Source organism: Paenibacillus qinlingensis (genome assembly GCF_013204845.1).
Lineage (GTDB): Bacteria > Bacillota > Bacilli > Paenibacillales > NBRC-103111 > Paenibacillus_E > Paenibacillus_E qinlingensis.
This window is the reverse complement of record NZ_JABMKY010000004.1, coordinates 356,788-381,075: the sequence shown is the minus strand read 5'-3', so window position 1 is coordinate 381,075 and position 24,288 is coordinate 356,788. Positions and strand designations below refer to the sequence as shown.

Below are 24,288 nucleotides of genomic sequence, written 5' to 3'. Positions count from 1 at the left end.
TTCATTCCAATAAATCAACGTATATATAACATAGAAGGATGTCACTCATGAGCCCAAAAGTATCCATGCAGCAAATTGCAGACCGACTAGGTATGTCCAAATATACCGTTTCTCAAGCTTTATCTGGCAAATCAGGCGTCAGTGAAGAGAACCGTCTTCGTATTCAGGAGACTGCCAAAGCGATGGGCTATACACTCAAGCAGAAACACCCGCAACGCCCTGCAGCTCTTCATCAAACTGCCAGCCACATCTCGCATGGGGATACCGATTCCAAACCCGCTGCCACAACCGAAATTACACCTTATATCCTAGTCTGGATTCAGTCTACCTATCTGGAGGACAACCCTTTCTGGGGAAAGGTTCTCACCGGCATTGCTTCAGCTAGCAAAGAGCTCGGTTATGAGCATCTCATCGTTCCCATCGCACCTCATCACCAACTGGGACTGCAGATGCCTTCCTATCTCGATCCGTCGCATTGCATAGGGCAGCTGCTAGCAGGCACCTTTCCTGCGCAGTCCGTCATTTCGTTGAAGCAGAGTGGCATTCCACTTATCCTTATCGACCATCATGAACCGCTCATCGAAGTCGATTGTGTGCTCAATAACAATTTGGATGCTGGCAAAATGGCTTGCCAACGCTTGCTCTCCGCGGGCGCGAAGCGTGTTATTTTCATAGGCGATGATCAATTCGCCGTCAGTTTCAAAGAGCGATGGTGGGGCTGCCGCATGGCGCTCGAAGACATAGCAGGACCTGGACCTGTTGAGCACTACCATTTGAAGAAGTGGCAAATCCCTTACTCAGGCCCACACATGCTTCACCAATTGGAGCGCAAAGTTGCGGCATTAACACCGGAAACCATGCCAGACGGCTTTGTTTGCGCCAATGATCATCTCGCCCTTGCACTCCTGCCCATCTTAAGCCGACACGGTCTCGACGTACCTTCACAAGTTAAAGTCATCGGGCTGGACAATATTGAGACAGCCGCTTATGCGACTCCTACTCTGAGCACGATCGAGCTCGGTAAGGAAGCTTTAGGTATTCGCGCTGTAGAAACACTGCTGTACCGACTACAGCACCCGGGCAGACAGGTGGAGAAAGTGGTGTTATCCGCTCGGTTTATTGCGCGGGATTCTGGCTAAATTAAAAAACAATGAGTAAGCACGCCAATACCGGCGCGTTTATTCACTGTTCTGTATAACGACATATATCACTACCTAAGATGGTTTAAACACTTGTTGCGCAACTATCGAGGGTTAATGTTTTTCTGCAATCCATACAGTAGTCAATACTTTGTAAAATACCCGAATATTCTACATTGTTGAGGGTAAGTCTCTCTTCGTGGAGACAAACTTCCTGTAATTGCTTGCTTAGTTCATCTTGTTTCTTATATAGCAAAGATATTTCATTAGAAATAATTTGAATCTCGATTTTCAATTGCGTGTCCGTTTTCATAGAAATCAACCTTCACTTCCTTATAAAGAATCTATATATTCTTTATAACGCACAATTGATGCGAATGTTGGAGAATCTTGTCCATCATACTATGTAAATTTTCGTCGTTTCGCCCCGATAATTAACCAAAAAGCGTACAGCACACTCATCATTTACATGAGCAGCTCTACGCTTTTCCCTATTTCGATAAATAACTTAAACCTATAGAAATTAGCATGCCCGCAAGAGCAATCCAAAATAAATAAGAACGCCCTATGCGTTTCAGACTTTTATCTTGTCGATCCATAACGGATTTCTTCCGCGAGCTGCTCGTTTGTGTTTCTCCCTCAAGTTCATTGGTCACCTGTGATTTCCAATTCACGAATTGAAAGCCAATTCCGCTAACGACAACAGCTATCATCATCAAAATTAAAGAACCCATAAATACCTTGTCCGCAATGGACGCCATGCTGCATTCGACCTCACTATCTACCTGTAATGTACCTATTATACTTTAATTGGGGGTACGAATACGAACTATGCCAGCTTGATAATTTTCACATTTCGACAATTCAAACTTCCGTCTCATTAACCCTTGTTGCAGCGGTATCTCCTGATTGGACCGCCTGTTTTGACATCAGGTATTACTTTACCTTTTTCAACTAGAGACTTCAGATATTTTACTGCTGTATGTCTATGGATTCCAACTGCTTGAGCTATCGAAATCGGGGAGTAGGCCTTTGTCTTATTTTCAATCAACTTGAAAATAGCAAGTTCGGTTGGTGACAAAAGCGGCTGTGCTATTTGGGATTCATTCCCCCACTTCGCTAACGCATGCATCAACTGTTGTTGGCAACGGCGAGGCTGCTCCAGTATGCTTTGCAATGAAAAGCGCAGCACTTTCCAGTCGTCGATGATAAGATCATTCTGGCGGAATCGGTCATCTGAAAATTTATAGGAATCCGCGTTGTGACCATGTGTTCCCTTATCGTCGACTTCGATACAAATTTTGATACCAGTCGATGGTTTTGCCAAATCAAGGTATCTATATCCGTCTTTATAATCCATCACTTCGTACTCAGCAAACCATCCCTCAAAACTCCCGACTGCAGACCAGAGCACATGGATAATGAATTTCTTTAATGAGAAACTCAGACCCTTTTGCAGCCTCAGCCGCCGATCTCCTGTGGACGACTTGATTTGTAATGCCATCCACTTTTCGTACGCATCACGTAGCTGTAAGCTCATCTCATCATTTATTTTCCCCATCTTCTTCTCCACCTCGAAGAAATAAAATAGCCGCTTGCACGGGAACCGGGTTCCCATACAAGCGGCGTGTTCTTCACGACCTGATCTTCATAAATAATTTACTTCAAGTTACAGAAAATTACAATAGTTATTTGCACTTGCGCACAAATTTTGTGCACTAACTCGCCTCGGCGGGCCGGGCCCATTCCCTTGCGCACATTTTTTGTGCGCTAGCTCGCCTCGGCGGGCCCGGCGGGTCCCTTGCGCACATTTTTTGTGCGCTAGCTCGCCTCGGCGGGCCGGGCTGCTTCCCTTAACAATCGGCTTACAGCGTGCGATCGCCTGGCTTCCAGTTCGCTGGGCACAGACCGCCAGCTTGCAGCGCTTGAAGCACACGAAGCGTCTCATCTACCGAGCGGCCGACATTCATGTCCGTAACCACTTGATAGCGAAGCACCCCATCCGGATCAATGATGAACAAACCGCGGTGCGCAGCACCTGTCTCGTCATCTAGGACGCCATAGGCACGTGCTGTTTCTTTGGAGAAATCACTGACCAATGGGAATTTAACAGGACCAATACCGCTTTGATCGCGCGGCGTTTGTGTCCATGCACGATGCGTGTAGACGCTGTCTACAGATGCACCGACGATGTCACAATCGAGGTCAAGGAATTGCTCGTAATAGTCGCTGAACGCGGTAATTTCCGTCGGGCATACGAACGTAAAGTCAAATGGCCAGAAGAAGAATACGAGCCATCTGCCACGGTAATCCTCAAACGAGATTTTTTCTTCGAGCGTCTCCATATTTTTTGTGGAGAGCAGGTTGAAGCTCGGGGCTGGCAGTCCTATTTTAGCAAAAGTAGCAGGTGATTGAACGGTTAGTTGTTGTGTCATGGTTGATATCTCCTTTGGTTTTATGAATTAGATTAGCTAGCGATTTCAGCTAGTGCTTTTTTGAGTTTGGTAACGTTGAGACCCAGAATTTTGTGGTCACCGATGACGGTGACAGGCAATGACATGAGGCCCATATCGTGCAGCTCTTGTCCGTATTGGTCATTCAAATCGATGTTTCTTTCTTCAAAACCGACTTGCTGATCTGTTAAATATTTTTTCAGTTGGACACAATAAGGGCAATTAGTACTGGAATATACGATTACATTAGACATAGTTGGTCATCTCCTAAAGGTTAATTTATTTGTATTGCGGGATCAGTTGAGCCCGTTTATTAATGAATTTATCCACTGCCATGGCGGCAATCGCACCGTCCGCAGCGGCAACAACCGCTTGTTTCACTGGGGTACGTCTAACTTCTCCTGCACCGAATACACCCGCAACCGGCGACTGCATCGAGCTGTCCAAGATCATAAAACCATCCTCATCAAGAGGAACTTGATCCTGTAGGAAATCCGTACCTGGCTTACTGCCAGATAGGAAAACGAAGACACCATCCACATCCAGCACCTCCTCGGCGCCAGAGCTTGTACGAATTTTGAGACCTTGCACCTGCCCTTCGCCCAGAACTTCGAGCGGCTTCGTCTTGTAAAGAATGTTCGTGCCTTTCAACTCTGGAACGTGATGTACACCTTGCAACTCGGGTCGAGGTACAACGAAATGGATGGATTTAGTGAACTTGCTTAACGCCTGGGCTTCTTCCAGCGCCTCTTCCGAATCCCCGATCACTGCGACCGTTTTGCCTTCGAAAAAAGCACCATCACACGTCGCACACGTACTAACGCCGCGTCCCATCAGATTTTCCTCACCAGGCAGCATCCGGTTACGTCCCTTAGAACCTGTTGCAATGATGATCGACTTACCTTCAAACATCCCATCAGCGGTAAACACATACTTCGTTTCGCCTTCCACATCCACATCTGTAATCGTCGTTTGGATGAACTCAGCTCCGAAGCCTTTGGCTTGGTCGCGCATCGTATCCAACAGATCCTTACCTGACAATTCCCCAATGACACCGGGATAATTCGCAATTTTGTGCGTAATGGCTAAAGCTCCTGTATTCGGTGCTTTATCGATAACTAACGTTCTCAAATTCCCTCGTGCTGTATAAATCGCCGCAGAAGCTCCAGCAGGACCAGCTCCAACAATAATGACATCATACATCGGTGATGCACTCCTTCCATACGGCTTCTTAATTTTTCATTGATAATCGATATCAGATAATAATTATTATAAATAAAATAAGGATAATGTCAACCTTATTTATAATAATTCTAAATAAACTAAATAATGAAAAAAGCTGCCTAGCAAGCAGGAAGTTCCTACTTATTAGACAGCTCTGATTCTTATACTACTATGATTCTTGATCATCCCTTATCACGGGATACGGCGGATATGGTGGATATTGCTGATAGTATGGCGGATATGGATATGGGTACGGGTAATATGGTGGGTATTGGTAGTACGGTTGTGTCGCTGCACCATATAGCAATGGAGCCACTACCCAAGGCAACACATTGTTAAAGCCGCCGCCATGGTGGGGAAAGTGCCCGGGGCCTCCTGGGAAATGACCTGGGCCTCCGGGTCCACCCGGGAAGTGACCTGGACCGCCAGGTCCTCCTGGAAAGTGTCCTGGACCGCCAGGTCCTCCTGGGAAGTGCCCCGGCCCTCCGGGTCCACCAATGCCTCCTGGACCGTGTCCTATACCGCCTATACCACCTAAACCGCCGCCATGTCCACCGAGCGGTGGACGAAATTCTTGATCTTCACGCTTCGTCATATCGGAATCACTCACAATCCTCTGTATAGTTTGATTAGATACTATACTGTATGTGTGCGATAGCCTACTCGGTGAATGAAAGCCCAAAAATGGGCGGATTATTGGGATTTAAGTATTTCCTCTTGATACGCTTTCTTTTCCAAATAAGCTGCTTCATAAGTATTAATAATCTCAGTATTATAACCATTCGTTGAAAGTTTCGATTCTGCGTCATTCAAAATTTGATAAAATTTACTCTCTGTATCCGCGATGAACGCTCTGGCTTCTGATATTAAACTCTTATCATGTGAGACAAGGTACTTAGCTAATAGATCAAACAATACATCAGATGCCTTTGACTCTAAAGCTGACATTTTAGCTTCAGCATCAGCCTTAATAGAAGCTTCGGATGGTTTATTAATGGATCCACCTCCACCACCGCCGCCAACAGGCCCAGTAACGACAGGCTTCGTTTCTGGTTTCGTTTCTGGCAATTTTACCTCAGGCTTCTTCTCTTCCTTCGTAACCGCGGACACCGTGTACGTTTCCGAATCCCAATTGATCGTCTTGCCAACGGACTCCGAGAAGAAACGGATCGGAACAAACAAACTACCATTCACAATATATCCTGGCAATTCATCGGCTGGACTCTTCTTTACACCGTCAAAAACATAATTAATCTTCTCTTTATATACCTTCAAATTACTTGGAGCCAACTTCGATTTATCGAATTTCTCCGTACTTTTCGAAAAAACCTGCGTATTTAATTTATACTCACTAATATTAATTTTATCTGTTGCCTTCGGCTCTGCAATCGTTACCGTGTATGTATTCGGGTCCCAGTTGACCGCTTTATCCAGCGAGTAAGAAATGAATCGAATAGGAACATAGGTTGTGCCTTCATAAATAAAACCCTGCTGACCCTCTGGCGGTGCATATTCCTTCCCATCAAATGTAAAATGCATCGGAACTTGATACACATCCACATCTACTGGCGCTTGTGCTGCTGATGCTTGCGCAGAAATCCCAATCAGAACCGCTAACGATAAACCTGTTATTACTTTCATACGTTGACTTGCTTTCACTTCCTGAACACCTCTTCTATGTATTATTGGGATGAAACTACTTTCTGTACAGCTGCAATCTCTGCCGAATTAAACTTCGTATACGCAATCTTCTTCAGTTCCGCCTTCTTCTCAGGCGTCAGTCCACCACTAGCCATTTGCCTAAGCTTGTTGAGTTCAGATGCCGAGAATCGGCTCATCACGAACTTCACAGCCTCCTGCTTATCCTCAAATTGAACAGCTTCCTTCTTCTCCGTTGCAGTCGACTTCTTTTGTTCATTTCCCGTTGTTGGCTCTTGCTCCTTCACGGTATTCCCAGCGTTGACCTGTTCATTCGAATTTTTAGGATTCGACTTATCTTCATTTGCCGTCTTCGGCTTCTCAACACTCGGTGAAACCGTTGGAGGACTTTCAATCGTATTTGCAATAGCGGACATATCCATGGAATTCAACCATTCCTGACTTGTCCCACTATCCACGACGAGTTGATTAGCTATTTTGTCTGCAATCACATTCATCACATAACTATAAGCCGTATAACCGCCAACGCCTAGCATACCTAGCACAATGACAGTCAGTATGAACCTTTTTCTCATCTCAACCCCCTACTGTAGTTAGCAACTCTGTTTACATTACTTTGTTGACTTTGGCTGCGTATCTGCATATTTCTTCCCTTGGCTTAATCCATACTTCGCTGCAATACCAATCAATTGGTTATACTCGTCTTCCGATAGCTTCTGTAGAATAATATCCTTAGCTTTCTTCTTTTCATCAACAGATAAGCCATTACCAGCCATCTTTGCAAAGAGTTGGAGATCCGACGCACTTAATTTCTTCAAAAGCACCGAAGTTACAGAAGCCTTTTCTTTGAGCGTAATCACATCCTGGACTTCTTTTGCTTTCTCTGTCGTAATTTGAGCCTCATAGCCTGTCCCATTCTTTGACGATGGAGATGGTGTAGAAATCTGACCAACACTCTTAGAATCATTCGTCTTCTGAGTAGATGAACCAGTAGCTTGTTTCTCAGTAGACGTATCTATTGGAATCGTCGTCTCTTGCGGTTTAAGCGTAGGCGTCGCATCATCTAGCTTCTGCACATTGGGAATCGTAGACTCCTTCGTTGCTTTTATCGCGTTAGTTTTACTATTAACATCACTAACATCAGAAACTATTAAGCTATCCTCTTCGTCAACCGCTTGACTGATTTCCAAAGGCATGGAGGGAATCATCGAATTCAGAAAATAAGACATAGCTATATTCATGCCAAAGTACCCAATTACAAGTAGCATTATAGAACTACTTCCAACCCAGACTAGTCGCTTCTTCCACTTCTTTTTCTTCATATCTTCACCAGCCAAGTCACATATTAGATATGTATATTATAAACTCTTTGAGCCCAGAAGTCACATATTGTCGCAGAAAACGCAAAAAAACGCACCACGAAGTGCACTAGAACGCAAAAATAATCACCACACTAAGACGGGTGACAAATTTCGACATACTTTTCAATTGATAGCATTTATATTAATTAGTAATATACACCATACACAGGAGACGATGCACTTGCCTAATTACTACTTTTCAGAAGTATGGACTCCATTGAAACTAATAGGTATCAAGCTTTTCAAGGATGATGAAGGCGCTATTTGGATCAAATATTGGGGGTTTAAACGCAGACGCTTCACCGACAGCCCAAAATAACGGTTTGTACAAGTTGGGAATAAATTCATTATACCTGAGAATTCGACATTTACAGAGGGACCAAGGTCATGGTCAATAGTCCTATTTTCTGTTTAAAGCAGTACCCGCGGCAACAATGAGAACGATATCAAAAAAAAGCACCCTCAGGGTGCTTTCACTATGTATAGAGTTTCGTACGATGATAACTAATTTTGTTAAAAATCTTCGTTCGTTCAACATCACATATGCAGCTATCCAAGATAACCTCATTAAATCTCAACCAAAAAGAGTGCCAATACTTATCCATCTAATTCCCTCCTCGATTTCACATAAATCGCTGGGAGGCACGATGATTCGGAAGCTGGCTGACATACTGGCATAACCAGCTTAGTCCCTATAGCTTTGCGTCACTGATTTTCATCAGCTTTGCCATTATCGTCCGATTTATGCGATTGACTTATTTCTATTGTAGCAAATCCATAATTTGCAGCAATGATCTATTCGTCGTGATTATTTGTAGGGAGGGAGGGGCGGAAGTACTAGGTAGCCATTATTTACAATTAACGTAGATATCCTATATCCTAATTTTATTATACTCAACGTACCAATCAGCGAATTTCTGCAATCCATCTTCTATTGATGTCTTGGGCCTAAATCCAATTGCTTTCTCCAATAATTCTGTAGATGCATAAGTTGCTGGCACATCCCCAGGTTTGATAGGCTCAAACACCTTTTTAAATACTACTTCTTTATCCAAAGCGTTACTTAATGTTCGTTCCAAAGTTTCTATAAATACCATTAGCTTTTCTGGACTACTATTCCCTATATTAAAGACTTTATGAAGAGCTGACTCTGTGGGAGGTTTTGCAAGTAATCGCTCGATTCCCGTTACGATGTCATCAATGAATGTAAAGTCGCGGTAGAGGTCATTTTCAAAATCGCCATTATTATAAATCTTAATTGGCTCACCAGCAAAATGCTTATCTGCGAATCCGAAATAAGCCATATCAGGTCGTCCCATAGGACCATAAACCGTAAAGAACCGAAGTCCTGTAGCAGGAAGCTTATATAAGTGGCTATACGTGTGTGCCATTAATTCGTTAGTTTTTTTCGTAGACGCATATAGCGAAACTGGATGATCCACGAAATCTGTTTCTTCAAAAGGCACCTTCTTATTTGCACCGTAAACAGAGCTGGAAGATGCATACACGAGGTGTTCCACAGGAAATTCTCTACATGCTTCAAGAATATTATAAAAACCGATAACATTACTTTGAATATACACATCTGGGTTTTCTATAGAATACCGAACTCCTGCTTGGGCTGCTAAATTTACCACTATATTCGGCTTGTACTCTTTAAAGATATGCGTAATTGTAGACTTTTCTGAAATATCTACTTTAATAAAATTAAATTTCTCATGCTGTTTCAGTAGCTCTAAACGAGTATTTTTAAGTTTCACATCGTAATAGTCATTTAGATTATCTAAACCAATCACAGTACAACCTTGTTCTAAAAGCTTCCTAGATAAGAAATACCCGATAAATCCTGCCGATCCTGTTATCAAATACACTTTACTAGGATCTAACGCTTTGTAATCCAAGATTCCTCAACTCCTTTATATCCTCTCTAGTTGCTGATGAACGTCCAATAGAATGATATTCCACCCCTGCGTCTCTCATATCAGTAACATTAAAGATATTTCTTCCATCATAGACTAGTGGTGTTCTCATCAGTTTTTCAAAAGTCTCAGGATGTACTGCTTTGATATCTCCCCATTCAGTGAAAATAAAGCAGACATTTGCATCTTCTAACGCACCATCAATTTTCTCTACATATGTAATGCTTCCTCTACTAATCGTTCCTTCTGGAAATACTCTACTGAAGTTCATGCTTCCTATAGGGTCATAGGCATAGATATCTGCACCCTGATCTAACAACAATGGCACGTTTTCAAGTGAAGCAGCTTCTCTTAAATCATCTGTGCCTGGCTTGAATGTTAGACCTAGTATTGCGACCTTTAGTCCATTAAAAGTAATTAGTCTCTTACTAGCTTTGTTAAATAGTACCGTTTTTTGGTCATTGTTCACATCAATTGCAGCCTTCACAGTTCTTAGTTCATACCCATGTTGTTTTGCCATATATTCAAGCGCCTTAGTATCCTTCGGAAAACATGAACCACCATAACCAATTCCTGCATTCAAGAACTTACTGCCAATTCTTTCATCAAAACTCATGCCTTTTGCAACATCTTGAATATCCGCTCCCACAAGCTCACAAAGGTTGGCTATATCATTCATATAAGAAATCTTAAGAGCAAGGAAGTCATTTGCTGCATATTTAATCATTTCTGCTGATCTTCTATTTACTGAAACAATTGGTAAATGAAAAGGTTCGTATATCCCCTTCAGTTGTTCTTCAGCCCAGTTGCTTTCAGTTCCAATAATAATTCTTTCAGCGTAGAGAGTATCGTGCACTGCAGATCCTTGAGCCAGGAACTCAGGGTTTGATGCTACTTCTACTCTTACATCATTCACCAAGAAATCATTAATGAATTGTTCCACTTTATCATTTGTTCCGACTGGAACTGTAGATTTCACTACAACAAGACAATCTTTCACTATCGTTTCAGCAATTTGCCTTGCAACAGTTGCAATATACGATAGATTAGCAGAACCATCAGGCTGCTCAGGTGTTCCTACTCCTATGAAAATTACGTCTGCTTCTTTATAGGCTGATTTGTAATCAGTAGTAAATTCAAGTCTTCCTGCAGCATAATTTTTCTGCATTAACACTTCCAAACCATCTTCATAAATTGGTGAGACACCTGATTTCATTAAGTTCACTTTATTTTCGTCAATATCAACACAAGTTACATAGTGGCCAACTTCAGCGAAACACGCACCTGCAACTAAGCCGACATAACCTGTTCCTGCTACTGCAATCTTAGTCATGGCTACGCCATCCTCTACTTTTCAATAAATATAAAACAAAGTCTTTTTCTTGAATATTTCTAGCCTTTTCTTGAGGGGCTCATGTAAGATTTACTTTATCAACCTATTTTCCCCATACAACTCTGTTCACATAATCCGTATAGGAAAGTATAATTCTAAGGACTTTATCTGATACATTAGGCATACTATAATCATCAACAAACCGTAGAGTATTTCTATCTTGCTTTTCTAAAATCTCTAATCCTTGCATTATTCTCTCTCTTTTTAATCCTACCATCATAACCGATGCCTCTTCCATTGCTTCTGGTCTTTCATGAGCTTGTCTAATATTAAGTGCTCTAAAACCAAGAATAGAAGCCTCTTCACTTATAGTTCCACTATCACTTAGTACTGCTTTTGCTTTGATTTGAAGCTTAACATAGTCATTAAAACCTAGGGGTTTCATCGTATTTATCAATGAATTGAACTTTATTCCTTTAGAGTTAATCATATTTCTAGTTCGAGGATGTACACTTACAATTACAGGTACATTATATTTTTCTGCTACCGAATTTAAACTATCAACTAAATCTAGGAAATTAGTTTCTGAGTTAATATTTTCTTCTCGATGAGCTGATACTAGAAAGTATTTTCCTTCTTTAAGTTCCAATCTCGCTAATATATCTGATTTCTCAATGTCATCTTTTCTCGAGTCAAGAACTTCGAACATCGGACTACCAGTTTTAATAATTCGATCTGCAGGTAGACCTTCTTTTAATAAATATTCTCTTGCAATGTCGCTATAGGTTAAGTTGATATCTGCTATGTGATCAACTATTTTTCTATTGGTTTCTTCTGGTACTCGTTGGTCAAAACATCTATTTCCTGCTTCCATATGGAATATTGGAATTTGCTTTCTTTTTGCCGCAATAGCACATAGACAACTATTGGTATCACCAAGTACTAACACTGCATCTGGATTAACATTGTCCATAATAGGATCAATTTTAACGAAAATATTCCCTATAGTTTCAACCGCTGTTCCTGTAGCCGCGTTGAGAAAATAATCCGGTTTTTTTAAATTAAAGTCATTAAAAAAAATATCATTTAACTCATAATCATAATTTTGTCCCGTATGAACCAAGGTATGCTCTATTGCATTTGATTCTTCTAGTTTATTAATTATTGCTGACAGTCTTATGATCTCTGGTCTAGTACCAACGACTGTCATGACTTTTAATTTTTGCATGTACTAAACCTCCAAATAGTATGTGTCAGGCTTCTTAGGATCAAAGAATTCATTAGCCCACATAATCGTAACCATATCGATATTTCCAAGGTTTTCAATATTATGTGTATAGCCAATCGGTATATCTACTACTTCCAATTTGTCTCCACATACAAAATACTCAATTATTTCATCTGAATGGATATTTCTTAATCGGATGACTCCTTTGCCACTTACCACAAGAAATTTCTCATTCTTTGTATGATGCCAATGATTTCCTTTTGTTATGCCAGGCTTAGATATATTCACAGATACTTGCCCTCTATCAGGAGTTTTAATAAACTCTGTAAAAGACCCTCTTTGATCTATATTCATCTTAAGGTCATAATTGAATTGATCTTTTGGCAAGTAGCTCAAATAAGTACTATATAATTTCTTCGTAAATTTATTAGTCATATTAGGAATAGAGCGTTCCTCACGACTCATTTTGAAGGAACTAATCAATGTAACTAATTCTTCAAGAGTAATCTTGTGAACTTCCCGAATTTCACAAAAATCACCAACTAAATTTTCATTACCTTTCAATGAACTGATCAATTCTTCTACAACATCATCGATATAAACTAATTTCATTTCAACGCTCGGATCATTTACGGATATCGGTAATTGATTAGCAATATTGTGACAGAATGTCGCAACTGCACTGTTATAATTAGGTCTACACCACTTCCCAAACACATTAAATAAACGGTAAATGAGTACTTTAGCCCCTGTTTTTTTGCTGTAATCAATGAGTAAATCCTCACCAGCTTTTTTGCTAATACCATATGGGTTATCTAGTTCAGCCTGGATTGAAGACGATAGCATTACTGGACAATTGTTTTGGTTCTTTTTCAAAGAATCTAGTAGGGTTGATGTAAAATCATAGTTACCTTCCATGAATTCAGACTCATCATTGGGACGATTTACACCAGCAAGATGAAACACAAAATCTGCCTCTTTACAATATTTATCTAGTAAAGATGGATCTGTTTCCCTACTGTACTCAAAAATATCTGTAAAATCTTGGTTTTTAAGCTCTGCTATGAGATTTCTACCGATAAAACCCTTTGAACCGGTCACCAGTATCCTCATCATTTATTCCAACCTTTCAATTCTTCTTGAACATAATCAAGCATTAGTAACCTATCTTTAATCTGTTCTATATTTAGTCTATCTGTATTGTGAGAATTATACTCATCTTCAGAAGATAATTTCTTAACACCTTCTACAAAATACTTATCATAATTAAGATCCCTTTTATCTGCTGGCACCCTATAAAAACCACCTAAATCTTCAGCTACTATATGTTCTTCCTTAGTTAATAGCGTTTCATATAATTTTTCCCCATGCCGAGTTCCAATAATTTTTATCTCATTGCCTGCATTGAACAATTCTTTAATTGCTTGTGCTAGATCCCCAATAGTCGATGCAGGTGCTTTTTGTACCATAATATCCCCTGCAACAGCATTTTCAAATGCAAATACTACGAGTTCAACAGCCTCTTCCAAACTCATAAGAAATCTAGTCATGTTGGGGTCTGTTACTGTTAATGGTTCCCCATTCTTAATCTGTTCAATAAATAAGGGTATTACAGAACCTCTAGAAGCCATCACATTTCCATAGCGTGTACCACAAATTAATGTCCGATCTGAGTCTACTGTCTTTGCTTTAGCAACATAGACCTTTTCCATCATTGCTTTAGAAATGCCCATTGCATTTATTGGATAGGCAGCTTTATCGGTAGACAAACAAATCACTTTATTTACTCCACTTTCAATAGCACTTGAAAGCACATTATCTGTTCCTATCACATTTGTTTTAACAGCTTCTAGTGGGAAAAATTCGCAAGATGGTACTTGCTTTAGTGCTGCTGCGTGAAAAATGTAATCGACACCATGCATTGCATTTTTTAAACTCCCCAAATCTCTCACATCACCAATATAGAACTTCAGCTTTTCATTTTTATAAAGTTTTCTCATGTCATCCTGTTTTTTTTCATCACGAGAAAAAATTCGAATTTCTTTAATATTTGAATCTAAGAATTTTTTCATAACAGCATTACCAAAAGAACCTGTGCCACCTGTAATTAATAAAGTCTTATTGTTAAACATTTAAATTTCTCCTCAACTTATATTCTACACTTAGATTATGATACTATTTGTATACAAAGTTTAATTGTCTCCGTATAACCAGAGGTTGTACCACCGCACTCGGAAGCATTATTATTATGTTTACCACTATTAATACTGTCCAAGCATCTAATAAATTTGATAATAATATAGTAAGTGGTATTTTAATTACAGCTGCAATTGTGTTACATATCAACTGAGTCTTTAAATTTCCTATCCCATTTGCAATACATGTAACTGCGTAAATAAAAACCATTAAACTATTGAAAGTAGCAAATAAAAACGCTGTATGAATATCAACTATTAATGCATTACTCCCCATCCATAAGTTAACAATATATTGAAATACTGGTAAAATTGAAAAACAGATAATACAAACAGCTAAGGCTGCAAAGTTAAGATATTTATACATTTTTCTAATCCAATCAATTCTCTTCTCCTTATAAGCTTTCGTTATTTCTGACCAAATCGGTATTGTTAAGATTGAAAAAAAAGTCAAAAAAAGCATAAAAAATCTATTGTAAACTTGGTATTCTACAATATATTCAGGGCCAAACAATCGAGCAATCAGAAATTCATTAGTCAAGTTGATTATTAATAAACTAAGTTGTACCCAGAAAAACATATATCCTAACTTTAATACTTTATTAGCATATTCTTTTGACAAATATTTAAGATTGGGCTTTGATTTCTTTAACGGATTTATAAACAATACTATAGTGACAACTATAAGTGGTATATTGATTGCCAAAATATAAACAATTGATAGATTTAAAAGACTAGATTTTATGTCCATTGTTTTATTAAGCATAACAAAAATAAGTATTAAAGTATTCGATATCAAAGATATCAAATTCGATAAAGCAGTTTTTTGCATTGCGTATAATACTGACAATATAAGCTTCAAGAAAAACTGAAGTCCAATACCAATAAACATTATTCGAATCACAATTATTAAAAATTTATTATTGATAAGGTTATCTTCAATGTTTAGAAGGGAATTCCAATCTAATATTCCTATAAAAATATAACCTACTATTATAAGTGTTAGAGATAGAACTCCCATTGTAAAATATGCTGAGGAAATATATCGTTTCACTTTAACTGTATCTTTTTCAACAAACGCTTCAACAAGATAATTTCTTAACCCATTGCCTATACCAAAGTCAAATGTAAGGATCCAAGTTAATATTGATACTAATACGAACCACACACCTAGTACTTGTCGATCTGAGAAATAATTCATACTCTCCGAGAGTGTCAGTAGGCCAACCAGCATAGACAAACCTTTTATTCCTATTGAACCCACAATATTTAAAAATAAGCTTTTATTTTTTTTTATTGAATAAAAATAATTTCTTTTCATTAATTATTACCTATCATCTTTATATTATATTAACGATTCACAATAATTCATAATTGTCTGTATTTGAATATTATTGTAATAGCAAATAATATTCGTTTACTTTATTTCTACATTTAGTTCCGGTTTAATAAAATAGAATAAAATAATATAAGTTCCAACAAACCAAAAATGTGGTTCTTTATTTACAATAATTAATATTATAATTGTAATAATAAATCTTTCATTTAAAGAGCGATATTTTTGTTTCATTACACCATATACAATCAAGAAAGTGTAAATAATTCCTAGAGTTCCAAATGTGGCCAAGTAGTAAGTGGAAGTGGATGTCTGTGTTATGTTCAAGAATGAATAAGCAGTGTCTACATTACCTAAACCGAGCCCAAAAAAGGGTTTTCCTAAGAATAATTCAAAATTAGCAAGTGGTGATTGCAACCTATCGACTACAGAAACATTGTCTTGAGCCGTGTCAAGTTGTAAATATGCTCTAGGAAATATCTCTGCCAGTAACAAAATAAGTTGATTCGAATTAAAAAATGCGAATAAAGAAGTTAATAAAAGCCCTATTTGTAAAATTAAACTTTTGAGTGTATTAGCGTTTTTAAATAGATATAAAAATAGAACCAATGGAATTAAGAAAATACCTCCAGTTGATTGAGAAGTAATTATCCCTACTGTAAATATCATTATATTTATATAAGAAGTCTTTTCTTTTTTAAAGCATATCTCATAAACCATTGCCATAACAATTAAACTTGAAAAAATCGAAGGTTCCCAGAATACGCCTATATTCCTTAAATGGGAATATGTGAAGTAGTAAAATAATATCCCATTATAATATTGGACACCATTAACATTCTCTATTATTGGCAAGCTTTGAAGAAAATTAATATTTAAATAGTTTATTATATAATAAGGTATTAATGAAATTACAACAATAAACTTCATGGTTTTGATATAATATTTAACAAATAATTCAAATTCAATGGATTTTACAAATATAAACGCAAAACTTATTATTAACACATACCTAATATTACTAGCTATGTAAGTCAGATCAAAATTAAATAGAAACGAATTTATAACCATTACCATTAAAAGAAAAAATGAAAGATTGAACAGGTTGAATTTAATCCGCAGACTAAATTTCGAGTATTTTACCAAAAGAATAATATAAGAAGTAAATAGCAATTCTAGTCCAATAGTGACATTGACAGTCATTAATGCTGACCCGCTATTATATACTATTGAAATAGCAAGTAAAACAATCAAGAATATATTAAGTGCATTTTTTGGGGGTAACTGATGTTCGATAGTTCTGATCATTTGTTAGACATACCTTTACCAAATTTTTTCATCCATGTTTTAAAACTTTCATATTCCCCAATTCCTAAAATTGGTTTTAGTAGTTTCACAATAGATTTTCCAGTTCTTAAATACCAAGGATACAAGATAATATTTCCAATCTTCTCTTCATAAGTATGGTCAGATAATACAGTTTTTGGATGTACTAAGGGAAACTCTAGCGGATATGATTTTATTCCACAAAAACGTCTAGTCATTACATTATTTAACGAGGTTCCTCCATGTTCCGAAAATTCATCAACACCTATATTCTGAATTTGATTATTTATCGGTGATATTCCATACAAACCATTGATACGGATAGAAAACGCTATTTGATAATCCCATGAGGAAGCACGCAAATCGTTTTCTAATAAATGCTTAGTTCTCTGAAATGAATAATACTGTTGGCTAAATAACGCTTTATTTGAGTATTCGTATTTTAAGTTTTTAACTAAAGATTTATCTTCAAATAAACTCATTTCTCCATCATAAAACTGAGTGAATTTTTTGGACCATGATGCCCAACCACATGGTAGAAGATGCTGAGTAAATACATAACTGGCACGATTTTCAGGTTCATATTTTTCTAAATAATTAGTACCACAGATCCACAATACGCGAGTATCGTTTTTATATAAATCTAGCATTTCTTTACAATATTCAAAAAAGGTGATTTCAGGAAGGTTATCATCTTCTAGAAAAATAGCTTTTTCTTCACTTTCAAACACCCATTTTGCCCCAAGTCCAATCCTATTATATATTCCTTTATTAACATCCGAATAATTTCTAATTATTTCACACTCCCAAGTAATGTGCTGTTCGACAGCACTCCGACAGGCTTTTACTTCTTCCCTTTCAGCGTCGTTTCTAGGCCCATCCGATATTAAGTATAGCTTACGTGGTTTAACTTTAGATATTCTATCAATTATTTTTAATATAGTATCTTTCCTCCTAAAGAAAAATAAAACAATAGGAATGTCAAAATAATGCAATCTATTTCCCTCCACTATAAAAGATTTATTTTATCAAAATTGCAACTACTGATCTTTATAACACACAGCTTTTTCATTGCTGTTACCATAAGATTAATATCAATTTTTATTTATTCAATGTGCTTATGTCAATCTTCGCAAAATCTCTGAATGATCATTGATAAATCTCTACGTACCTTTTCCCCTCAATTATCGCTTATATTGTATATTTAATACATAACGTCAGTAGGAGATACTTTTCACAAACTCTAGCTAACTCTTTCCTCCAAAACTTTACTTATAAATTCAGCCAATTTATTAACATAGTTTTTATAGTAGAAAATTTTTGAGTCTAGGCATTTTTTTTCCATTACTTTTATTTCTACTTGATTCATACATAGAATTTTTTTAATATCTGAAACAGCATACTCCATTTCATCTGTGTTATTAATAAAAAAGCCATTTTCTCCTTCAATTATATATTCTCCTAAATCACTAGTTCTTGTTGTTATCACAGGTGTACCACAACTGATACTCTCCGATATTTTTGTTGGGAAGCCTGCGGTAGTATCTCTATTAACATCTCTAATTAAAATAGTGAAATCCGATTTAATAATATTTTTTACCACTTCTTCATTTGATTTGTGTCCATGAAACACAATATTATCAGCTAGTTCATCTATATATTTTTTGTGATTTGGTATTGCTATCAAATATTCACTTTTAGTAAAACCATAAACATTAAAAATAAATTCGCAACCCTCTATTTTTGCTTGATGCAGCAATATTACTGTTTTATCAATTCTATCTTTCAATTTACTAAGATCTTTTACTAATTGTCCTTTCCTAAAAGGTAGACCTGCATATGATAGTATTGTGACATTATTATTGATTGATTTTTGATCTAAAATGCAATATTCAACAGGAGACAGCGGCGGAATAATAACTGTCATACAATCATTTTTTCCATAATAATCTGAGAGATAACTACTTATAGCAATAATTCCATTTGCTTTTTTATTAACATATGCTTTTTGATAAGTATTGTCTGCCCATTTCACTATATCGAATAAAGGATTATTTGTCTTAGTTGTAAGCCAATCTACGCAATCAGCTATAACTTTAATATTTTGTTTTCTAAAAAACTTAATTAGCTTTGTAATAAATAATGAAAGTGAAGGACTCCCATAATATATAACTAGACCTATTTCATCTAGTATTTTTTCGTTTGCCAGAAACCTTGTTAATTCACTGAATAATTTCCCGTAATTTAACCAATCAAAAATCTTATTGGGATATGGGAAATCATAATAAGCAAATTCATCAAACTTTTTTTTTGTTTCCTCCAGTGGTTTAAGTGAAATGAATTCTTTACTCATTCCAACAAAGACTACATCATATCCAATATCTTTGAGTAACTTACCATTGGCATACACTCTTTTACCAGCTGCATTTCCTAACGGAAATGAAAAATTGCCTATATATAAAACTGTCTTTTTCATAGATAGTTAACTCCCATCTAAAAATCTTGGCACTTCTTTCAAATATTTTTTCCTTCGAACTTTTGCTGTTATATAAGCGCCTAATGAATAATAATTCATTCTACTTATCAGCCAATTTAGATTCCTATCTCCAAATTTCTCTTTCCTAACATTATCTATTTGAAATCTTCTATTCTCTTCATATATATCAATAGACTCTATTTTATTTAATGTATTTGATAACTCTTGTATTTCATCTTCTATATCATAAAAAACAAACTGTTCTCCTTCTTCTTTAAATCCAAGATACTTGTGATCAATAATTTGCCCTTCTTTTATTTCAATTTCTAGAATAAAAGATTTTTTATTGCTTTCATTCTGCTTTAATACTAGTCCCCCGGTTATTGATGTACAGTCATCAAATATGAAGTTACCTAGACTATACGCTACTAGTGAATTATTAAACTTCTGAATTCCTTGTATTACATGTGGGTGATGCCCACAAATCACTACATCATTATTAACAGCAATTTGTTCAGCAAACTTTTTATGTTCATACTTTGGATAGTTCGTATGTTCATCTCCCCAATGGAATGACATAATGCTAAAAGAGTCATTATCTTTGTCTATCGCAATTTGCTTCATAACGTTATTATAATTAAGCAGATTGATACCCTTTTGTTTATTACCTTCGATATAACCAGATGCGTTAGTGCTATAACAACAATATCCACTAAAGGATACTTTTTCTCCATTAATTACTTTAGTCAGATACTTCAGATTTGCGCCAAACCATTCGATATTATTATTATTTAAAGTATTAATAGTATCAACAAACCCTTTTCTACCGTAATCATACACATGATTATTAGCTAGAGAAACTGCATCTATATGGAGATATTTTAATAATTCAGCATTTATAGTACTTGTCTTTAAGTGCATTGACTTACACACTAAAGTTTTAGTTTCATTTGTTAATGGTGTTTCTAAATTTCCAATTACAAAATCATATTCCTCTAATTTTAAAGACAAATGTTTTAACCTTTTTCTAACATCTGAGTTTTTAGTTGTATCATATTTTCCAATTAATGCTATATCACCCAATAAAGCTAATTTCATTTTCGATCCTCCCATACTTCTTAGGACTTAATTAGTGACGGGAGAATAAAATTTTCTCCTTGAATAAAATCAAATTCATCGGGCAAGTACCCCTTATAACCACTACCATTATAAAAAGTCAATTCACCAAAATAAATTTCACCATCAATATTATAAAGATCTACTCTCGTATGAGGGAAATCTTTTGAAAGTACTTTTGCAATTTCAACCATTTTCTCAAAATTCTTAGGTTTAACAGCTTTTGAAGTTAACTCGCGTATATCAGCTCTTCTGTAGGGCATTTTTTCAAAATCCATATTGTATATACCTAACTTTATTCCATCTTCCAAAAATCTTTCAACAATTACGTACAGACAGACTGGTTCACCATTGAAACAGAAGAATTTATAGTCAATTAAATCATTATTTTCATCCTTGTCTAAGTACTTTTCACAGATAATTCGAGGAATTATGTTATAATAACCCCACTCTCTACCAACTTTACCACTCCATGCTTTTAACCATTGATTTAATCCTACTCTTGTACTTTCAACATCTAGATTTGATTTTTTTTCACATAAAATATTTGAATGACTACCATTTGTGGTTTTAAGCACAAATCTATCAGGTAGTTTACTGAAGTCAATATCTTCAGCTCGATCATAAATTCCATACATCGGAACTAGTATATCTTCATATCCTTTTGAGGCAACATATTCGCGAACACTATACTTATCTGAACATTTTGTAATAAGAGGATCACGATAGTTTAGCTTATACCATTGTAATTTTTCTGTAAACCGCACAGGATTTTTCAAGTTCAATTTTCTTCCAGTGGCAATTCTATACTGAAGTTTAACAATATATTTATCTGGCAAAAAATCTGTAAATTTTAATATTTTTAATCTTAATTGCCGGTTTGGTATTAACTTTTTGTAGTCCACTTTAATCCCCCACTACTAGTTCAACTTGTTCATAGTAAGCCTTTACCACAATATTTCTATCAAATTCTTTTTCAACCTTCAACCTTCCAGAAATACCCATTTGTTTTTTCGAATTAAAATCTAATTTTAGAAATCTTTCTATTTTGTCTATCAAATCCAGACTATTTTCCTGTTCAACAACATACCCATTAATACCATCATCAACTACTTCGCGGCAACCACTACGATTGGTAGTGATAATTGGCCTTCCACAAGCAGCACTTTCAAGAAGTACATTTGACATTCCTTCTGGATAATAGGTAGGATGAACAGTGCAGTGTGAAAATTTATGAAATTCTCTAACATCACTTTGCATTCCATGATATATAATAAATCCGTTATCATGCATTTCTTTTAGTTTACCCTCATAGTCTTCTTCACAAAATCCAAGTACATGAAATTTTGTATTTTGATACTTCGTTCCAATAAACTCGGCTGCTTCCAAATACTGATCTATTCCTTTTTCCTTCATAATTCTAGATATGAATACAAATTCCACAGTATCATCACAGGGATAAGGAAGTAATGAGAAATGCTGCGTATTAACACCTGAACCTGGTATATTCATGCTTTTTTTCATTGTAATTTTCTGTCTCTCAAAGAACTTTTTATTCTCTTCATTTTGAAAAAATATACAGCTAGCATTTTTATATGCTAATCGATACATTTGAATCAGTACTTTTTGTAGCAAGCTTTCTTTTTCCATTACAGTTCCAAGTCCTGTGACATTTGGGAAATACGGAATATTCTGTAGCCTACATACTAGGCCTCCATAGATATTAGGCTTAATAGTATACGATAAAACAGCATCGGGTTTAATATTTTCAATAATTCTGTAATACTTAATTAACAACTTTAAATCACTAATTGGATTCATCCCGCGCCTATCAAGAGGTAGATCTATAAATTCACATCCCATTTGTTTTAAAAGTTCAACTTTCTCACCATAAGGAAGTACGATATATACTTTATAATTTTCTTCCAAAAGTCTTTGTATAATTTCTTTACGAAAGTTGTAAGTATATGTATGATGATTTGAGAGAATTACAATTTTTTTCAATTTGTCCTCCGTTAACTTTATCGAGTTCTTAAAATCAATAAAGTAATTATATTGAGTATCGTATTTAGATAAGCTTTTTTCATAAACTAAATCTCCAAATATTTTATTAAATGTACTGTTCTTTTTCATTAAAACTAATAAGGGATTAAACAACTTAGTTACTTGGATCCTCTTCCCATGAGCTTCAGCTATCATTTGTACCATTTTGCTTGTTTTCACATACTCTTTGTTTTGAGGAATAAACAAACCTCTGGCACCATTATCAATTATCCACTTTACAAATTCAGAGAGATTATCTATGTATATCATGCTTCGCTTATTTTCTATATCAGGAAAAATTGGTGTTTTAAGAATAAGACTTGCCAACTTAGGATAATTCCCCTTACAACCCTTACCGTAAATTATAGGTGGGCGCAGTTTTGCGATTTTAAAATCTTCGTCTTCTAATGTTGAAATTAATTCCTCTGCTTGTAACTTAGACTTCCCATAGTTGCTTTTGGGCTTGAGTGGGGAGTCTTTAGTAATCACCCCGCTTTCAATTCCATAAACACTCATCGAACTTAAAAATATGAATTGATTAACACCATCTCTTTTTGCTTTTTTAGCAGTTTCATATGCCAAATCACGATTCACTTCATAATACAGTTTTACATTATCTTTTGTTTCATTTATATGAGCAATTCCAGCCACATGAAACACAACATCATACTCTGAAAAGTCTATTCCCTTCAATGAATCGTTTCTTAAGCTGATCGAATCTACTGAATATTTATTTGGTTCATTTAGAAGCCATTTCTTCAAGTTATTACCAACATAGCTACTTGTACCTGTTATCAATATTTTTTTCATTTGGTTGCAAACTCCTTACTACTTGCAACTTCTTTCTTTCCAGTAGTTCCAGTCACACCTTCAACAACCCCATCACTTTTCAAAACACTAACGATTGTTCCACAGAAACATTTAACATCCATCCGTAAGCTTATTTTCTCAACATACTCTCTATCTAACTCTGCCTTAACTTTAATTGGAAGCTCATCTCTACCATTGATCTGCGCCCACCCAGTTAGTCCAGGTGGCACATTATTTACACCGTACTTGTCACGCTCAGCAATTAAATCAAATTGATTCCACAAAGCTGGTCTAGGACCAATAATACTCATCTCACCAACAAATATATTCCAAATTTGAGGTAGTTCATCCAGTGATGTTTTTCTTAGGAACTTACCAATTTGGGTAATGTACTGCTCTGGGTTCTCTAATAAATGAGTTGGAGTGTCTTTAGGAGAGTCAATTCTCATAGTACGAAATTTCAAAATATTGAAATGTGTCTTATTAATTCCAACGCGCCTTTGCTTAAAAAAAACTGGACCACTAGAATTTAACTTTATCGCTATTGTTAAAATTAAGAATAACGGTGACATTACAATAAGTCCGATTAAAGAAAGTACGATATCTATTAATCTTTTAATTTTTATATACATACAATCTACACTCCTTAAGTTCTATAGCTGTTTAGTAC

The 24,288-nt window shown here is 36.2% G+C and carries 23 protein-coding genes and 1 riboswitch; of the genes, 1 reads left to right on the top strand and 22 read right to left on the bottom strand.

Going from position 1 to position 24,288, the window contains the following annotated elements; translation table 11 throughout:
• Window positions 1–47: 47 nt before the first annotated feature.
• A complete protein-coding gene (locus HQN88_RS11270) occupies window positions 48–1,139 on the top strand; it encodes a LacI family DNA-binding transcriptional regulator (protein WP_173111106.1) in 1,092 nt (363 codons plus the stop codon).
• A 491-nt stretch (window positions 1,140–1,630) separates the two neighbouring features.
• Here the strand turns inward: HQN88_RS11270 and HQN88_RS11265 are convergent, their stop codons facing one another.
• The 22 genes from HQN88_RS11265 to HQN88_RS11160 form a co-directional block, all read right to left on the bottom strand.
• The gene (locus HQN88_RS11265; RefSeq protein WP_171630242.1) at window positions 1,631–1,900 is read right to left on the bottom strand and encodes a hypothetical protein; all 270 of its coding nucleotides are present in this window, start codon (window positions 1,898–1,900) and stop codon (window positions 1,631–1,633) included.
• 119 nt (window positions 1,901–2,019) lie between these two features.
• Complete coding sequence (locus HQN88_RS11260; protein ID WP_173111103.1) at window positions 2,020–2,700, bottom strand: response regulator; 681 nt, start codon at window positions 2,698–2,700, stop codon at window positions 2,020–2,022.
• 304 nt (window positions 2,701–3,004) lie between these two features.
• Window positions 3,005–3,574 carry a peroxiredoxin gene (locus HQN88_RS11255; protein ID WP_173111100.1) on the bottom strand — a complete coding sequence of 190 codons (570 nt, stop codon included), beginning with the start codon at window positions 3,572–3,574 and terminating at the stop codon, window positions 3,005–3,007.
• A gap of 32 nt (window positions 3,575–3,606) precedes the next feature.
• Window positions 3,607–3,846, bottom strand: a complete 240-nt coding sequence (locus tag HQN88_RS11250; protein WP_173111097.1) for a glutaredoxin family protein — start codon at window positions 3,844–3,846, stop codon at window positions 3,607–3,609.
• Window positions 3,847–3,871: 25 nt separating this feature from the next.
• A complete protein-coding gene (locus HQN88_RS11245) occupies window positions 3,872–4,795 on the bottom strand; it encodes an NAD(P)/FAD-dependent oxidoreductase (protein WP_173111094.1) in 924 nt (307 codons plus the stop codon).
• Window positions 4,796–4,985: 190 nt separating this feature from the next.
• A complete protein-coding gene (locus HQN88_RS37315; RefSeq protein WP_216855689.1) occupies window positions 4,986–5,411 on the bottom strand; it encodes a hypothetical protein in 426 nt (141 codons plus the stop codon).
• 98 nt (window positions 5,412–5,509) lie between these two features.
• On the bottom strand, window positions 5,510–6,475 hold the full coding sequence (locus HQN88_RS11235; protein WP_173111091.1) for a copper amine oxidase N-terminal domain-containing protein: 966 nt from the start codon (window positions 6,473–6,475) through the stop codon (window positions 5,510–5,512).
• A gap of 23 nt (window positions 6,476–6,498) precedes the next feature.
• Window positions 6,499–7,050, bottom strand: coding sequence for a hypothetical protein (locus HQN88_RS11230; RefSeq protein ID WP_173111089.1), 552 nt, complete (start codon window positions 7,048–7,050; stop codon window positions 6,499–6,501).
• Window positions 7,051–7,086: 36 nt separating this feature from the next.
• Complete coding sequence (locus HQN88_RS11225; protein ID WP_173111086.1) at window positions 7,087–7,743, bottom strand: hypothetical protein; 657 nt, start codon at window positions 7,741–7,743, stop codon at window positions 7,087–7,089.
• 744 nt (window positions 7,744–8,487) lie between these two features.
• Window positions 8,488–8,575, bottom strand: a riboswitch (cyclic di-GMP riboswitch).
• Window positions 8,576–8,708: 133 nt separating this feature from the next.
• A complete protein-coding gene (locus HQN88_RS11220) occupies window positions 8,709–9,737 on the bottom strand; it encodes a GDP-mannose 4,6-dehydratase (protein WP_173111083.1) in 1,029 nt (342 codons plus the stop codon).
• Complete coding sequence (locus HQN88_RS11215; protein WP_173111080.1) at window positions 9,712–11,088, bottom strand: UDP-glucose dehydrogenase family protein; 1,377 nt, start codon at window positions 11,086–11,088, stop codon at window positions 9,712–9,714. The genes HQN88_RS11220 and HQN88_RS11215 overlap by 26 nt, the downstream gene beginning before the upstream one ends.
• A gap of 103 nt (window positions 11,089–11,191) precedes the next feature.
• Window positions 11,192–12,316 (bottom strand): non-hydrolyzing UDP-N-acetylglucosamine 2-epimerase, encoded by a 1,125-nt coding sequence (gene wecB / locus HQN88_RS11210; RefSeq protein WP_173111077.1) that lies wholly within the window; start codon window positions 12,314–12,316, stop codon window positions 11,192–11,194.
• Window positions 12,317–12,319: 3 nt separating this feature from the next.
• Window positions 12,320–13,429 carry a capsular polysaccharide biosynthesis protein CapF gene (locus HQN88_RS11205; RefSeq protein WP_173111604.1) on the bottom strand — a complete coding sequence of 370 codons (1,110 nt, stop codon included), beginning with the start codon at window positions 13,427–13,429 and terminating at the stop codon, window positions 12,320–12,322.
• Window positions 13,429–14,448 (bottom strand): polysaccharide biosynthesis protein, encoded by a 1,020-nt coding sequence (locus HQN88_RS11200; protein ID WP_173111074.1) that lies wholly within the window; start codon window positions 14,446–14,448, stop codon window positions 13,429–13,431. The genes HQN88_RS11205 and HQN88_RS11200 overlap by 1 nt, the downstream gene beginning before the upstream one ends.
• 43 nt (window positions 14,449–14,491) lie before the next feature.
• Window positions 14,492–15,832, bottom strand: a complete 1,341-nt coding sequence (locus HQN88_RS11195; protein WP_173111071.1) for an MATE family efflux transporter — start codon at window positions 15,830–15,832, stop codon at window positions 14,492–14,494.
• 96 nt (window positions 15,833–15,928) lie between these two features.
• On the bottom strand, window positions 15,929–17,155 hold the full coding sequence (locus tag HQN88_RS11190; protein ID WP_173111068.1) for a hypothetical protein: 1,227 nt from the start codon (window positions 17,153–17,155) through the stop codon (window positions 15,929–15,931).
• Entirely contained in the window at window positions 17,152–18,168 is a 1,017-nt protein-coding gene (locus HQN88_RS11185) for a glycosyltransferase family 2 protein (protein ID WP_173111065.1), read from the bottom strand. The genes HQN88_RS11190 and HQN88_RS11185 overlap by 4 nt, the downstream gene beginning before the upstream one ends.
• A gap of 248 nt (window positions 18,169–18,416) precedes the next feature.
• Window positions 18,417–19,649, bottom strand: coding sequence for a glycosyltransferase (locus HQN88_RS11180; RefSeq protein ID WP_173111062.1), 1,233 nt, complete (start codon window positions 19,647–19,649; stop codon window positions 18,417–18,419).
• Window positions 19,650–19,655: 6 nt separating this feature from the next.
• Window positions 19,656–20,747: a CapA family protein gene (locus tag HQN88_RS11175; RefSeq protein ID WP_173111059.1), complete on the bottom strand. Its 1,092-nt coding sequence runs from the start codon at window positions 20,745–20,747 to the stop codon at window positions 19,656–19,658.
• Between the two features lie 20 nt (window positions 20,748–20,767).
• Complete coding sequence (locus tag HQN88_RS11170) at window positions 20,768–21,670, bottom strand: ATP-grasp fold amidoligase family protein (protein ID WP_173111057.1); 903 nt, start codon at window positions 21,668–21,670, stop codon at window positions 20,768–20,770.
• Window position 21,671: 1 nt separating this feature from the next.
• Window positions 21,672–23,618: a glycosyltransferase gene (locus HQN88_RS38350; protein WP_173111054.1), complete on the bottom strand. Its 1,947-nt coding sequence runs from the start codon at window positions 23,616–23,618 to the stop codon at window positions 21,672–21,674.
• On the bottom strand, window positions 23,615–24,250 hold the full coding sequence (locus HQN88_RS11160; protein WP_173111050.1) for a sugar transferase: 636 nt from the start codon (window positions 24,248–24,250) through the stop codon (window positions 23,615–23,617). Before HQN88_RS11160 ends, HQN88_RS38350 begins: the two co-directional genes overlap by 4 nt.
• Window positions 24,251–24,288: the final 38 nt, after the last annotated feature.